General features: G+C 32.3%; 10 protein-coding genes. All 10 read right to left on the reverse strand.

The genetic code is table 11. From position 1 onward, the window contains the following. Nucleotides 1-21 precede the first annotated feature (21 nt). Nucleotides 22-1,044 carry a phytase gene (locus WHD08_RS07075; protein WP_208888715.1) on the reverse strand — a complete coding sequence of 341 codons (1,023 nt, stop codon included), beginning with the start codon at nucleotides 1,042-1,044 and terminating at the stop codon, nucleotides 22-24. Between the two features lie 5 nt (nucleotides 1,045-1,049). Continuing rightward, nucleotides 1,050-3,899 (reverse strand): TonB-dependent receptor, encoded by a 2,850-nt coding sequence (locus WHD08_RS07080; protein WP_208888714.1) that lies wholly within the window; start codon nucleotides 3,897-3,899, stop codon nucleotides 1,050-1,052. Between the two features lie 220 nt (nucleotides 3,900-4,119). Next, complete coding sequence (locus WHD08_RS07085; protein ID WP_208888713.1) at nucleotides 4,120-4,431, reverse strand: DUF3467 domain-containing protein; 312 nt, start codon at nucleotides 4,429-4,431, stop codon at nucleotides 4,120-4,122. A 196-nt stretch (nucleotides 4,432-4,627) separates the two neighbouring features. Next, nucleotides 4,628-8,902 (reverse strand): DNA-directed RNA polymerase subunit beta', encoded by a 4,275-nt coding sequence (rpoC, locus tag WHD08_RS07090; RefSeq protein ID WP_208888712.1) that lies wholly within the window; start codon nucleotides 8,900-8,902, stop codon nucleotides 4,628-4,630. Nucleotides 8,903-8,981: 79 nt separating this feature from the next. Continuing rightward, a complete protein-coding gene (gene rpoB, locus WHD08_RS07095) occupies nucleotides 8,982-12,791 on the reverse strand; it encodes a DNA-directed RNA polymerase subunit beta (protein WP_165732781.1) in 3,810 nt (1,269 codons plus the stop codon). 147 nt (nucleotides 12,792-12,938) lie between these two features. After that, nucleotides 12,939-13,313 carry a 50S ribosomal protein L7/L12 gene (rplL, locus tag WHD08_RS07100; RefSeq protein WP_165732782.1) on the reverse strand — a complete coding sequence of 125 codons (375 nt, stop codon included), beginning with the start codon at nucleotides 13,311-13,313 and terminating at the stop codon, nucleotides 12,939-12,941. Nucleotides 13,314-13,363: 50 nt separating this feature from the next. Then, complete coding sequence (gene rplJ / locus WHD08_RS07105) at nucleotides 13,364-13,879, reverse strand: 50S ribosomal protein L10 (RefSeq protein ID WP_165732783.1); 516 nt, start codon at nucleotides 13,877-13,879, stop codon at nucleotides 13,364-13,366. Between the two features lie 19 nt (nucleotides 13,880-13,898). Then, nucleotides 13,899-14,588, reverse strand: a complete 690-nt coding sequence (gene rplA, locus WHD08_RS07110) for a 50S ribosomal protein L1 (RefSeq protein ID WP_165732784.1) — start codon at nucleotides 14,586-14,588, stop codon at nucleotides 13,899-13,901. Between the two features lie 20 nt (nucleotides 14,589-14,608). After that, nucleotides 14,609-15,046, reverse strand: a complete 438-nt coding sequence (gene rplK, locus WHD08_RS07115) for a 50S ribosomal protein L11 (RefSeq protein WP_165732785.1) — start codon at nucleotides 15,044-15,046, stop codon at nucleotides 14,609-14,611. Between the two features lie 76 nt (nucleotides 15,047-15,122). Then, on the reverse strand, nucleotides 15,123-15,674 hold the full coding sequence (gene nusG, locus WHD08_RS07120) for a transcription termination/antitermination protein NusG (protein ID WP_068450834.1): 552 nt from the start codon (nucleotides 15,672-15,674) through the stop codon (nucleotides 15,123-15,125). Nucleotides 15,675-15,676: the final 2 nt, after the last annotated feature.

A 15,676-nucleotide genomic window follows, 5' to 3' on the forward strand; every position in this document is an offset into this window, starting at 1 on the left:
TTTTAAAATATAGCTATTTTTCTACTTTAATAATTTATCCAAATCATAAAAGTAAAAATCTTTGGCATCATTCATTGCCACAAACAATCCGCTTTTAAAGGTATCGTTTAAAGGCACAGTAACCACATCACATCCATCTGTTTGGGTAGTTGACAGATTAACTGCTTTTACAAACTCATTTGTTTGTCTATCAAATAAATTAAATTGCCCTTTTTGTTGATCAGAAACAATAATATACCCTTTCTCATTCTCAAATTTAGCAATTGCAATACCTTCTATATCTCTTTCAAAAAGTTCACTTCCAAAACAAGTAATTTCTTCATTTCCTTTAGATGGCTCTGCATAATATTTACGAACACAGTGCATTTCATCAGAATAGTAAACAAAGCCCATTTCTGCATCAACAGCAATGGCTTCAATTTCTTTTTTACCACTAAATTGTCCAAATTTCCTAACCAAAGTAGCCGTTACTTTACTGTTTTCTGAAACTAATTTATATTGATATAAATACCCTTCTTTAGGTCCCGTTTTTCTACCAACTATTGCATAAAAAGTTCCATCAATCGGACTCTTATAAATAGCAACTCCCATTGGTAATTTGTTTTCAGGAATAGTTTCATCTTCAAAGACAGGAAATCCTCCTTCATCTAAAGGTTTCATATCTGGTACAGAAAACATTCTAATTTGCTGCTCTTCTCTTTCTGTAAAAATTAAAACATCAACTTTTACAGAATCGTTTACTTGAAAACCATACTCTAAATCTACATTGTTAGGTCTTTTTATATTTCTGATGGTTTTATCTTCTATAACTTTACCTTGTAAATCATACGCATAAATTGCTCCATTGGTTTCTTTATCTGTTCCAAAAACAATACTTTTTGATGCGTCTGTTGGATGAATCCAAATTGCAGGATCATCTGTATCATTAACAGATTTTTCGGTAATTACATCTGGTGCAATTGCTGGTAATTTACTACCAGAATTACACGATAACAATGTTACTGTTCCTAAAAATAGGATACTATTTTTTATAGATAATTTCATGTTTTCTATTTTTTAAATAAATCGTATTTTAAACCAAAAGTAATTCTTCTACCGTAGTATTCCATTTGCATTGTTCTACCACTTTCTCCTTGGTAGTAACGTAATGGTTGGTTAGTCAGATTATTTACACTAGCATAAATACTTAGGTTTTTATTAATGGTATAACCTGTACTAAAATCTAAGAAAAATTGTTTGTCGTAATAACGATCTTCAAAAGCATTACCTCCTATTTCATCTACATAAGCATCAGAAAAATTACCAGAAAGTCTTGCATTAAATTTAGCATCTGCATACCCTAAAGAAGCGTTTAACATATTTGGTGTTGTGTTAGGCAAATCTATATCTTCTCTTTCCTCTCCGTCTTCATTACGAATTCCGTTTGCATCCGAAGTTAAAAAGGTATAATTAGCATACACACTAAAGTTTTTTAAGAAACCAGGTAAAAAATCTAATTTTCTTTGGATTGCTAATTCTGCTCCAAAAATAGATGCTTTATCACCATTTAAAGGTTGATAAACTTCAAAACCAGTAGTTCCTGGTCCAAAAGCATCTGTAGTAGTTTCTGATTGAAAAGTATAGGTAAAATCACTAATGTTTTTGTAAAAAAAACCTCCAGACAAAATACCTACATTTTCAAAATAAGTTTCTGCCATTACATCAAAATTCATAGAAGTTGTTGGCTTTAAATCTGGGTTACCTAAAAACACTTCTTCATCTCCAGTTACAACATCTAAAGTTGGTGTAATATCAACATAATTTGGTCTTGCCAATGTATTTGTCCAAGCAAATCTTAATACTGTTTTATCAGAAATATCGTATTTAACATGTACACCTGGCATTAAATTAGAATAAGAACTTTTTTCTGTTAAAGTACCATCTAAAGTATCTTCATCTAAAATATTATTTCCTGTTGCCGTTAATTTTGTGTGCTCTAATCGTAAACCAAACAATACACTTAACTTGTCAGACAATCTTTGATTTGTCATCACATAACTCGCAAATACATTTTCCTTTACATCATAATTAGCTCTTAAAAACTCATCACTTATAGTTTCACCATTATTTAAATCTAAGCTTCCTAACCATTCTTCATCTGCAAATAAACCTGATTGGTATTGACTACCTGCTAAATAATCTGGGTTCGAATAATCTTTGGTTGGTATAGATGATAACGTAGGATAATCGCTTTCTAAATCATATTCAAAGAAATCATTATCTCTTAATTTTGTTTTAAAACGACCTCTAAACCCAAATTTTATAAATCCATCTCCATGACCAAAAAAGTCTGATGGTAATTCAAAATTAACAAAAGTATTAAAGTCTTTTTCTTCTGTATATTGATTTTCTTCTGTGATTTCACCAAACTCAAAACTAGCAAGATCATTAAAATCTGATGAATTTACGGCAGTAAACAAAGGAAACCTAGAATCAGAAATATCGTTATTAATACTATATTCAGTTTCAAACTCAGCATAACGTTCATTTAATCTTTCTTCGGATGCTTTTGCAAAAGAAGTCATCCAATCAATTTTTAATTTACCTGCAGCGTGGTTACCACCAAGTGTGTAATTCTGCATTTTTTGATCTTCTAAGCGTCTATTTTTATTTCGATCGTTATCAATACCACCTTTAGATTGTCTTTTAACTTCAACAGGAAACATTGTAGGTGTATTATCTGTAATGGTAAAATCTCCAAGTCCTATATCTTCTGCATCTAAAATCTCATGTTCTAATCTAAAACGATTTTCTCTGTCGTCTCTCCAATTATACATCGATTTAAAATAGATATTATTGTCATCATTAATTTGATAATCGAAGTTTGCAGAAAAACTTCTACGAACTCTTTGTACTAAATACGTACGTTCTTCAAAAACATTGGTATACGGATTTACTTCCAATTCAACTTCTTCACCAGCGTCATTTGTATATGCAAATTCATCCGTCCATTCTGCTTCCACATCATGAGAACCAAAATCATTATCATTGATAGTTGCAGAAATCATCCAACCAAATTTTTTGTTTTTAGAACGATCTCCTACTAGAAAAGAACCATTTAAAATTCTTTTGTTTGTAATTGTGTTTACACCAGATCCTGCGGTTGCAGAAAGTCTAAAACTTTGAGGAGATGTTCTTGTTATTAAATTTACAGAACCTCCTAAAGCATCTGCATCCATATCTGGAGTTACCGCTTTATTAACTTGTATAGATTGTATCATGTCCGACGGAATTAAATCCATCTGTACATTTCTATTATCGCCTTCTGCAGACGGAATTCTACTTCCGTTAAGAGTTACGGAGTTTAATTGAGGAGAAAGACCTCTAATAATAATATTTCTAGCTTCTCCTTGATCTACTTGCATCGTAATACCAGGAATCCTTTTAACGGCATCTCCAATATTTGCATCCGGAAATTTACCAATTTGATCTGTAGAAACTACATTGGTAATATTTAAATTATTCTTTTGAGTGTTTAATGCTTTAGATTGGCTACCTAAGCTGTAAGATGTAATTAAAACATCATCTAATTGAATACTTTCTGAAACAAGTGCAATTTTAATCGATGTAGTTTCATTTTCTTTTACAACAACTTCTTGTAAAATATCTTTAAATCCTAAATAAGTTATTCTTATAGTGTGCGTACCAGCGGGTACACCAACTAAGGTGAACTTTCCATCAAAATTAGAAATATCTCCTTTTTTAAGCGCTTCTATTAAAACATTTGCACCAGGTACATAAAGTCCATCCTTATCAGTAATAAGACCTTGTATTTTACTGGTTTGTGCAAATGAATTAAACGCACTTAACGACAAAAACATCGTTAATAAAAATAAATTAAAATTATAAAATTGTTTCATTATTTAGTTTTTTTATAATGCAAAAGTAAATTTTGATTTACTTAACATTATTAACTAATTAAAAACAAAAAGCTAATTTTATACTTAATTTTAACCTGAATTAACGTTAACTTTAAAATGAATTAATCTAAATTTTAAACAATAAAAACAAATCTACTTACTATAGAGATATAAGCAAAAAAAAAAAGACCACTTAAAAAAGCAGTCTTTATACTATTTATTAAGCCTGTCCTGTAGGCCCAAAATTCATAGGAATTGGAGGTTGCTCATAATCTTTAATTTCACCATGTTGTTCTTCAAACTTTCTAACATTATCTGCTAAAGCTTGTGTTAAGCGTTTTGCATGTTGCGGAGTTAAAATAATTCTAGATTTTACTTTTGCCTTTGGTACACCTGGCATAATATTAATAAAATCTACAATAAATTCTGACATAGAATGATTAATAATTGCAAGATTAGAATACGTTCCTTCTGCAATTTCCTGATCTAACTCAATATTTATTTGTCCGTCTTTGTTTTGATTTTCTTCCATAATTAAAATTGTGTATTTGTTAATTCTAGTACATGTAAAATCGTAAAAAAAAATGAATTACACCCGTAAAATTTCACCTTTTATATTTAATAAAAGCTATAAAAAAGAAAAAGTTGAATTGAATAGTGCATCTGAGATACCCTAAACAATTCAACTTTTAAATAATTAAACTTTTACGTTTACACGTTTCGTTTATTTAGAAACTTTTTTCTATTTCGTCTTTAGGACCAACTAGAATGTTTTCATAAGCTCTCATACCTGTACCTGCTGGAATTCTCTTACCAACAATTACATTTTCTTTTAAGCCTTCTAATGTATCTATTTTACCACTAACAGCAGCCTCGTTTAATACTTTTGTAGTTTCCTGGAAAGAAGCTGCAGAAATAAACGATTTTGTTTGAAGTGATGCTCTTGTAATACCTTGTAAAACTTGCTCTGCCGTTGCCGGTTTAGCCTCTCTTGCCGTTACTAAGTTCTGATCATTTCTTCTTAATAAAGAATTTTCATCTCTTAATTGACGAGCTGTAATAATTTGACCTGCACTTAAGTTTTCTGAATCTCCAGCGTCTTCAACAACCTTCATTCCAAAAATATCATCATTATCTTTGATAAAGTCAATTTTATGAACTAATTGATTCTCTAATAATAAAGTATCACCAGAATCTATAATTTTAACTTTACGCATCATTTGACGAACAACAACCTCAAAATGCTTGTCATTAATTTTTACACCTTGTAAACGATATACTTCTTGAATTTCATTTACCAAGTACATTTGTACTGCAGATGGACCTTGAATTCTTAAAATATCTGAAGGAGTTGTAGCTCCGTCTGATAATGGCATACCAGCTTTAATAAAGTCATTTTCTTGAACTAAAATCTGATTAGAAAGTTTTACTAAATACTTACTAATATCTCCAGTTTTAGATTCAACGATAATTTCTCTATTTCCACGTTTAATTTTACCGAAAGAAACAACACCATCAATCTCAGAAACAACAGATGGATTAGAAGGATTACGTGCTTCGAATAATTCTGTTACACGTGGTAAACCTCCTGTAATATCCCCAGCTTTACCAGATTTTCTTGGTATTTTAACTAAAGTATGACCACTTTCTACTTTATCTCCATCAGTTACCATTAAGTGTGCACCTAAAGGTAAACTATAAGAACGTAAAGCATTACCGTCATTATCTTCAATAATTAAAGATGGTATGATTTTCTTGTTTTTCGAGTCGATCATTACAATCTCCTGGAAACCAGTTTGCTCATCTACTTCTACAGAGTAATTGATACCTTGTATTAAATTATCAAACTTCACTTTTCCAGCGAACTCAGAAACAATAACCCCGTTAAATGGATCCCATTGTACAATAGCATCTCCTTTTTTGATTGATTTTATATCTTTATCAAATATAATAGAACCATAAGGAAGGATATTCGTACTTTGAGTAATTCCTGTTTTCTTGTCTATAATTTTAATCTCAGCAGTTCTAGAAATTACAATGTCAATTTCTTTACCTTCATTGTCTTTACCAGTTACTGTACGTAAATCATCTATAACAACTTTACCATCAAACTTAGCAATTAATTTATTCTCTTCAGAAATATTACCTGCAACCCCACCAACGTGGAATGTACGTAATGTTAACTGTGTACCAGGTTCTCCAATAGATTGTGCTGCAATTACACCAACTGCTTCACCAATTTGTACTTTGTTAAGGGTAGATAAACTCTGACCATAACATTTTGCACAAATACCTTTTGTAGATTCACAAGTTAAAGCAGATCTTACTTCTACAGCATCAATTCCAGACTTCTCAACAGCTACTGCTAATTGATAAGAAATTGGTTGATTTGCTTTTAAAAGAACTTCTTCTGTTAACGGGTGATATACATCGTTTAATGAAACTCTACCTTCAATTCTTTCTGATAAAGATTCTACAATCTCATCATTTTTCTTTAAAGGTGCTACTTCTAAACCTCTTAATGTACCACAATCTTCTTCGTTAATGATAACATCTTGAGAAACATCTACTAATCTACGAGTTAAGTAACCAGCATCTGCCGTTTTTAAAGCCGTATCCGCAAGTCCTTTACGAGCACCGTGAGTAGAGATAAAGTATTCAAGAATTGATAAACCTTCCTTAAAGTTAGAAAGAATCGGATTCTCAATAATTTCTCCACCACCTGCAGTAGATTTCTTAGGTTTTGCCATTAATCCACGCATACCTGTTAACTGACGAATCTGCTCCTTAGAACCCCTTGCACCAGAATCAAGCATCATGTATACCGAGTTGAAACCTTGTTGATCTTCACGTAAACGTTTCATAGATAACTCAGTTAAATCGTTATTGGTTCTACCCCAAATATCAATTACCTGATTATAACGCTCTTTTTGCGTTAACATACCCATGTTATAATTTCCTACAATAATATCCACCTCTTTGTTGGCTTCATCAATCATAGATTGTTTTTCTTTAGGAATAATAATATCCCCTAATGAGAAAGATAAACCACCTTGGAAGGCAAATTTATATCCCATATTTTTAATATTATCTAAGAATTCTCCTGTAGTAGGAATATCTGTAGCTTTTAAAATACCACCAATAATTCCACGTAAGTTTTTCTTAGTTAATACCTCATTAATGTAACCAGCTTTCGCAGGAACAACTTCGTTAAATAATACTCTACCAACAGTAGTTTGTATTATTTTTCTAACTTGCTCTCCGTTCTCATCAACATCGTAAGTTCTTACTTTAATTCCAGCATTTAAGTCTACCATTTCTTCGTTAAAAGCAATAGTTACTTCTTCTGGTGAATAAAAAGTTAATCCTTCTCCTTTAATTTTCACTTCTGGAGTAGAGATTCTCTCTTTAGTCATATAGTATAAACCAAGTACCATATCCTGAGAAGGAACTGTTACTGGTGCACCATTTGCAGGATTTAAGATATTATGAGAAGCCAACATTAATAATTGCGCTTCTAAAATAGCTTCTGGTCCTAATGGTAAGTGAACCGCCATTTGATCCCCATCAAAATCCGCATTAAATGCAGAACATGCTAATGGGTGTAATTGGATTGCTTTTCCTTCAATTAATTTTGGTTGAAAAGCTTGTATACCTAGTCTGTGTAAAGTAGGAGCCCTGTTTAATAAAACTGGATGTCCTTTAATTACATTTTCTAAAATATCCCAAACAACTGGTTCTTTTCTATCTATTATTTTCTTTGCAGATTTTACTGTTTTTACAATTCCTCTTTCAATTAGTTTTCTAATTACAAAAGGCTTGTAAAGTTCAGCTGCCATATCTTTTGGCAATCCACATTCAGATAATTTCATTTCTGGTCCAACAACAATTACAGAACGTGCAGAATAATCAACACGCTTTCCTAATAAATTCTGACGGAAACGTCCTTGTTTACCTTTTAATGAATCTGATAAAGATTTTAAAGGTCTGTTAGATTCAGTTTTTACTGCAGATGATTTACGTGTATTGTCAAATAAAGAATCTACTGATTCTTGTAACATACGTTTCTCATTACGTAAAATAACTTCTGGAGCTTTTATTTCAACCAATCTTTTTAAACGATTGTTTCTAATAATAACTCTTCTATAAAGATCATTTAAATCTGAAGTTGCAAAACGTCCACCATCTAAAGGAACTAAAGGTCTTAATTCTGGTGGAATAACTGGTACAGCTTTCATAATCATCCATTCTGGATGATTCTCTCTATTTTTCTGAGAGTCTCTAAATGCTTCAACAACATTTAAACGTTTTAATGCTTCAGTTTTACGTTGTTTAGACGTTTCTGTATTTGCCTTGTGTCTTAATTCAAAAGACAACCCATCTAAATCGATACGCGCTAATAAATCAATTAAACATTCAGCACCCATTTTAGCGATAAACTTGTTTGGGTCAGTATCATCTAAGTATTGGTTATCTTGTGGTAACTCATCAGCAATATCTAAATATTCCTCTTCCGTTAAGAAATCCATTTTTTGTAATGGCTCTCCTTCCACATTCTTTGCAATACCTGGTTGAATTACTACATAACGTTCATAGTAAATAATCATATCTAACTTCTTAGATGGTAAACCTAAAAGGTATCCCATTTTGTTAGGTAATGATCTAAAATACCAAATATGAGCAACAGGCACAACTAAGTTGATATGCCCTACTCTTTCTCTACGTACTTTCTTTTCAGTTACTTCTACACCACATCTATCACAAACGATACCTTTGTAGCGAATTCTTTTGTACTTTCCACAAGCACATTCATAATCCTTTACAGGACCAAAAATACGCTCACAAAATAAACCATCTCTTTCTGGCTTGTGTGTACGGTAATTTATAGTTTCTGGTTTTAAAACTTCACCTTTAGAAATTTCTAAAATAGCTTCTGGTGAGGATAAACCAATTGAGATTTTGTTAAACTTTTTTACAGTGTATTTCTCTTGTTTTCTTGCCATGTCTTTTGATAAGTATTCAGTTGGCAGTATTCAATAACCAGTTACAAAATTGTAACTGGTTATTGGTTACTGAAAAAATTTATTCTTCTAATCTAACGTCTAAACCTAAACCTTTAAGTTCATGCATTAATACGTTAAACGACTCTGGTAAACCTGGTTCTGGCATAGCTTCACCTTTCACAATACTTTCGTATGTTTTAGCTCTTCCCATAACATCATCCGATTTCACAGTTAAGATTTCTCTTAAGATACTTGATGCACCATAAGCCTCAAGTGCCCAAACTTCCATCTCTCCAAAACGCTGACCCCCAAATTGTGCTTTACCACCTAAAGGTTGTTGTGTAATTAATGAATATGGTCCAATAGAACGCGCATGCATTTTATCTTCAATCATGTGACCTAACTTAATCATATAAATGATACCAACTGTTGCCGGTTGATCGAAACGTTTTCCTGTTCCACCATCATATAAATAAGTATGTCCAAATCTTGGTACACCTGCTGTATCCGTAATCTCATTAATCTGGTCTAAAGATGCTCCATCAAAAATTGGTGTTGCATACTTAGTTCCTAATTTTTGACCTGCCCAACCAAGAACAGTTTCATAAATCTGACCAATATTCATACGAGAAGGTACCCCTAATGGATTTAATACGATATCAACTGGAGTTCCGTCTTCTAAGAAAGGCATATCTTCTGCACGTACAATACGAGCAACAATACCTTTATTTCCGTGACGTCCCGCCATTTTATCACCCACTTTTAACTTACGTTTCTTAGCGATATAAACTTTAGCAAGCTTTAAAATACCTGCTGGCAATTCATCTCCAACAGAGATTGTAAATTTTTGACGACGTAAAGAACCTTGTAAATCATTTACTTTAATTTTGTAATTGTGAACTAATTCACCTACAAAACTATTTAAGTCTTTATCTGTTGTCCAAGAACCTGTTAAGTGAATATAATCATCAACAGAATTTAACATTTTAAGTGTGTATTTTTTACCTTTTGGTAAAACTTCTTCACCTAAGTCATTGTAAACTCCTTGCGAAGTTTTTCCACTGATAAGTAAAAACAACTTGTCTATTAAAACATCTTTTAAACCTTCGAATTTAGATACAAATGAAGCTTCTAACTTAGCTACTGCTTCTTTATCTCTTAATCTCTTGTTTTTATCTTTAACAGCTCTTCTAAATAATTTTTTATCAATTACTACACCTCTTAATGATGGAGAAGCTTTTAATGATGCATCTTTTACATCACCAGCTTTATCACCAAAAATTGCGCGTAATAATTTTTCTTCTGGAGTAGGATCGGATTCTCCTTTTGGTGTAATCTTACCAATTAAGATATCACCAGGATTCACTTCTGCTCCAATTCTAATCATTCCGTTTTCATCTAAATCTTTGGTAGCTTCTTCAGAAACGTTAGGAATATCATTAGTTAACTCTTCAGTTCCTAATTTTGTATCTCTTACGTCTAAAGAATACTCATCAATATGAATAGATGTAAATATATCTTCACGAACAACTTTTTCAGAAATTACAATTGCATCCTCAAAGTTATACCCTTTCCAAGGCATAAAGGCTACTTTCATGTTTCTACCTAAAGCTAATTCTCCTTTTTGTGTTGCATAACCTTCACAAAGAACTTGTCCTTCTTCAACTCTATCTCCTTTTTCTACAATCGGTTTTAAGTTGATGTTTGTTCCTTGATTCGTTTTTCTAAATTTAATTAAGTTATAAGAAACTTCATCAGATTCAAAACTTACAAGTTTTTCCTCTTCTGTTCTATCATACTTAATTGTAATTTTATTAGCATCTACATAAGTAACTTCACCTGCTCCTTCAGCATTAATTAAGATACGAGAATCTTTTGCAACTCTACGCTCTAAACCTGTACCTACAATTGGAGATTCTGGTCTTAATAATGGTACTGCTTGACGCATCATGTTAGATCCCATCAACGCTCTATTCGCATCATCATGTTCCAAGAAAGGAATTAAAGATGCAGAAATTGAAGCAATCTGGTTAGGAGCAACATCCATAAAGTTAATGTCTTCAGGACTTACAACTGGGAAATCACCACCTTCACGTGAAATCATTCTTTCAGCAACAAATCTTCCATCTTTATCTAATTCTAAGTTAGATTGAGCAAATTTCATTCCCTCTTCTTCCTCAGCACTTAAATAAATTGGCTCTTCAGTTCCAACAACACCTTCTACTACTTTTCTATATGGAGTCTCAATAAACCCTAAATTATTCACTTTTGCAAAAACAGAAAGTGAAGAAATTAAACCAATATTTGGTCCCTCAGGAGTTTCAATTGGACATAAACGACCATAGTGAGTATAGTGAACATCACGTACCTCAAAACCAGCTCTTTCTCTAGATAAACCACCCGGTCCTAGTGCAGATAATCTACGCTTGTGAGTAATCTCTGCTAATGGATTGGTTTGATCCATAAACTGAGACAATTGGTTGGTACCAAAGAATGAGTTAATTACAGATGATAATGTTTTAGCATTAATTAAATCGATAGGAGTAAACACTTCGTTATCACGTACATTCATACGCTCACGAATTGTTCTAGCCATACGAGCTAAACCAACACCAAACTGACCTGCTAATTGCTCACCAACAGTTCTTACACGTCTGTTAGATAAGTGATCAATATCATCTACCTCTGCTTTAGAGTTGATTAACTCAATTAAATATTTAATAATAGTTATAATATCTAATTTTGTTAATACTTTTTGATCAATAGGTTCATTTAACTGAAGTTTAGTGTTCATTCTAAAACGACCAACTTCACCTAAATTATATCTTTGTTCAGAAAAGAATAACTTATCTATAATACCTCTTGCAGTCTCCTCATCTGGCGGTTCTGCATTACGTAATTGTCTATAGATATGTTCTACTGCTTCTTTTTCAGAATTCGTAGGATCTTTCTGTAAAGTATTATGAATAATAGCATAATCTGCCATATCGTTATCTTCTTTATGAAGTAAAACGGTTTTAGCACCTGCGTCTATTATTTCATCAATATGTTCTTTATCTAAAATGGTATCACGATCAAAAATTATTTCATTTCTTTCGATTGATACAACTTCACCAGTATCTTCATCTACAAAATCTTCATGCCAAGTTTTTAAAACTCTAGCAGCTAATTTGCGACCTAATACTTTTTTTAATCCAGCTTTAGAAACCTTTACCTCTTCTGCAAGATCAAATATCTCTAAAATATCTTTATCTCTTTCAAAACCGATTGCTCTGAATAATGTTGTTACTGGTAATTTTTTCTTTCTATCAATATAAGCATACATTACTTGATTGATATCGGTAGCAAATTCTATCCAAGAACCTTTAAAAGGTATTACCCTTGCTGAATATAATTTTGTACCATTTGCATGGAAAGATTGTCCGAAGAATACACCAGGAGACCTGTGTAATTGTGAAACGACAACACGCTCTGCACCATTAATTACAAAGGTACCAGAGTTAGTCATATAAGGTATTGTACCAAGATAAACATCTTGAACAATAGTTTCGAAATCTTCATGTTCTGGATCTGTACAGTACAATTTTAGACGTGCTTTTAAAGGCACACTGTGCGTTAGACCTCTTTCAATACACTCTTGTATAGAGTATCTTGGTGGGTCTACGAAGTAATCTAAAAATTCTAAAACGAATTGATTTCTTGTATCTGTAATTGGAAAGTTATCCATGAAGGTTTTGTACAAACCTTCTTCACCTCTTTCTTCTGCCTTAGTTTGAAGTTGGAAAAAATCTTGAAAAGATTTTACCTGAATATCCAAAAAGTCTGGATATTCCTTTATCATTTGAGAAGTAGCGAAGTTGATTCTTTCAGTAGTGTTTTTCGTTGCCAAAAGAGAATATTTTTTTGATTAAAATCTGAAATAAAAATAAAAAACGAATATATACACAAAATGGTTTAGGTCTAAAAACGTTAGTTCTTAGTACCTAAACCTAAATTTGTTTTCCCGTTTCGATTACTCGAACTCGGGACAAAATGCTTACTTAAGCTCTACCTCAGCTCCAGCTTCTTCTAAAGATTTTTTAAGACCTTCAGCCTCATCTTTAGAGATACCTTCTTTTACTGCTGCTGGTGCGCTATCTACGATACCTTTAGCTTCTTTTAATCCTAAACCAGTTAATTCTTTAACTAATTTTACAACTGCTAATTTAGAAGAACCTGCTGCTTTTAAAATAACATCAAATTCAGTTTGTTCATCTGCTGCATCTTCTCCTGCTGCTGCTGGACCTGCTACTGCTACTGCTGCTGCTGCTGGCTCAATACCATATTCATCTTTTAAAATAGTAGCTAATTCATTAACTTCTTTTACTGTTAAGTTAACTAATTGCTCTGCGAAATCTTTTAATTCTGCCATTTTAATTGTTTTTAAAAATTTTGTTTATTATAGTTTATTTGTGCGCGTACTTATTTTTCAGATAAAGTCTTAAGAATACCTGAAATTGTTTGTCCACCAGATTGTAATGCTGAAATAACATTTTTAGCTGGAGACTGTAATAATCCAATGATTTCACCAATAAGCTCTTCTCTAGATTTAATATCTACTAAAGCATCTAATTGATCATCACCAATGTAAACAGATTCTTCTGCAAATGCTCCTTTTAACAAAGGAATAGTGCCTTTCTTTCTGAATTCTTTGATTAATTTAGCTGGAGCATTAGCTGCTTCAGAAATCATCATTGATGTATTACCTTTTAATACTGTTGGTAAGTCTCCAAATTCTTTATCTGAAGCTTCCATTGCTTTTGCAAGTAATGTGTTTTTAACAACTGATAACTGAATCCCTGCTTTAAAACAAGCTCTACGTAAATTAGAGGTAGTTTGTGCATTTAACCCAGAAATATCTGCTAAATATAACGTATTTGTATCTGCTAATACTGCTGTTAAATCTTGTATTACTTGTGATTTCTCTTCTCTAGTCATAATTATAAGTTTTAACGTATTAAACAGCTTTCACCTCAACAGCAATACTAGGACTCATAGTACTAGACATAAAAACGCTTTTTACATACGTTCCTTTTGCAGTTGTTGGTTTCAATTTAATAATAGTTTGTATTAATTCGTTTGCATTTTCCTCAATTTTCTTTGCATCAAAAGATACTTTTCCAATTGCAGCATGAACGATACCAGTTTTATCAACTTTAAAATCGATTTTACCAGCTTTTACATCTGTAACAGCTTTTGCAACATCCATTGTTACTGTACCAGTCTTTGGGTTTGGCATTAAACCTCTAGGACCTAAAATTCTTCCTAAAGGACCTAATTTCCCCATTACACTTGGCATGGTAATAATTACGTCTACATCTGTCCAACCTCCTTTAATTTTCTGAAGGTATTCATCTAATCCAACATAATCTGCACCTGCTGCTGTAGCTTCTGCTTCTTTATCTGGAGTTACTAATGCTAAAACTTTTACATCTTTTCCTGTTCCGTGAGGTAATGTTACTACACCACGAACCATTTGATTAGCTTTACGAGGATCAACTCCTAAACGTATTGCTAAATCTACTGATGCATCAAACTTTACATTAGTAATGTCTTTGACTAGCGCTGAAGCCGCTGCTAAATCATAAGATTTAGAGCTGTCTAACTTTGCGTGAGCTTCTTTTTGCTTTTTTGTTAATTTTGCCATTTTACTACTTTTTATAAAGTTTATGCTGGTGCATTACCTTTTACTGTTAATCCCATAGAACGAGCCGTACCTGCAATCATTCGCATTGCTGAAGAAATTTCAAAGGCATTTAAATCTACCATTTTGTCTTCTGCAATAATTTGAATTTGATCCCAAGTAACTGATGCTACTTTCTTTCTGTTTGGTTCTCCTGAACCTTTTTTAATTTTGGCTGCTTCTAGTAACTGAACTGCTGCAGGAGGAGTCTTAACAAGAAAATCGAATGATTTATCTTTAAAAACAGTAATAACAACAGGTAAAACTTTACCTTGTTTGTCTTGCGTTCTTGCATTAAACTGTTTACAGAACTCCATAATGTTAACACCAGCAGCTCCTAAAGCAGGTCCAACCGGCGGCGATGGATTCGCTGCGCCTCCCTTTACTTGTAACTTAACTACTTTACTAACTTCTTTTGCCATTTTAAAAATGTTTAATGATTTATTTTAAGTTGGAAGCCAAAAAATAAATCGATATCAATATATATTTGTGTAACAATTATATTTTTTCTACTTGCATATAACTTAATTCTAATGGTGTTTTTCTTCCGAATATTTTCACCATTACCTCAAGCTTACGCTTTTCTTCATTCACTTTCTCTATAGTTCCGTCAAATCCATTAAAAGGACCATCTACAACTTTTACAGTTTCACCGATATTAAAAGGAATTGCAATATTTTCATCTTGTATTGATAGTTCATCAACTTTACCTAACATTCTGTTAACTTCAGATTTACGCATAGGAACCGGCTCACCACCTTTAACTTCTCCTAAAAACCCAATAACACCTGTTATACCTTTAATTACGTGAGGAACTTCTCCAGATAGATTCGCTTCAACCATAATGTAACCAGGGAAATAAACTCTTTCTCTGTTTACTTTTTTTCCATTTCTAATCTGAATAACTTTTTCAGTTGGTACAATTACCTGACTAACATAATCTGATAATCCTACTCTAGAAATTTCTGTTTCTATGTAAGCTTTTACTTTATTTTCTTGTCCTCCAATGGCTCTAACAACATACCACTTCATTACTGAATCAGCTGCCATAA

This window comes from Polaribacter sejongensis, from assembly GCF_038024065.1.
In the GTDB taxonomy this organism is placed as follows: Bacteria; Bacteroidota; Bacteroidia; order Flavobacteriales; family Flavobacteriaceae; genus Polaribacter; species Polaribacter sejongensis.

Excerpts from the sequence above, each read along its gene's own strand:
- WHD08_RS07075 (WP_208888715.1), bottom strand. The coding sequence starts at position 1,044 with ATGAAATTATCTATAAAAAATAGTATCCTATTTTTAGGAACAGTAACA.
- WHD08_RS07080 (WP_208888714.1), bottom strand. The coding sequence starts at position 3,899 with ATGAAACAATTTTATAATTTTAATTTATTTTTATTAACGATGTTTTTG.
- WHD08_RS07085 (WP_208888713.1), bottom strand. The coding sequence starts at position 4,431 with ATGGAAGAAAATCAAAACAAAGACGGACAAATAAATATTGAGTTAGAT.
- rpoC (WP_208888712.1), bottom strand. The coding sequence starts at position 8,902 with ATGGCAAGAAAACAAGAGAAATACACTGTAAAAAAGTTTAACAAAATC.
- rplL (WP_165732782.1), bottom strand. The coding sequence starts at position 13,313 with ATGGCAGAATTAAAAGATTTCGCAGAGCAATTAGTTAACTTAACAGTA.
- rplJ (WP_165732783.1), bottom strand. The coding sequence starts at position 13,879 with ATGACTAGAGAAGAGAAATCACAAGTAATACAAGATTTAACAGCAGTA.
- rplA (WP_165732784.1), bottom strand. The coding sequence starts at position 14,588 with ATGGCAAAATTAACAAAAAAGCAAAAAGAAGCTCACGCAAAGTTAGAC.
- rplK (WP_165732785.1), bottom strand. The coding sequence starts at position 15,046 with ATGGCAAAAGAAGTTAGTAAAGTAGTTAAGTTACAAGTAAAGGGAGGC.
- nusG (WP_068450834.1), bottom strand. The coding sequence starts at position 15,674 with ATGGCAGCTGATTCAGTAATGAAGTGGTATGTTGTTAGAGCCATTGGA.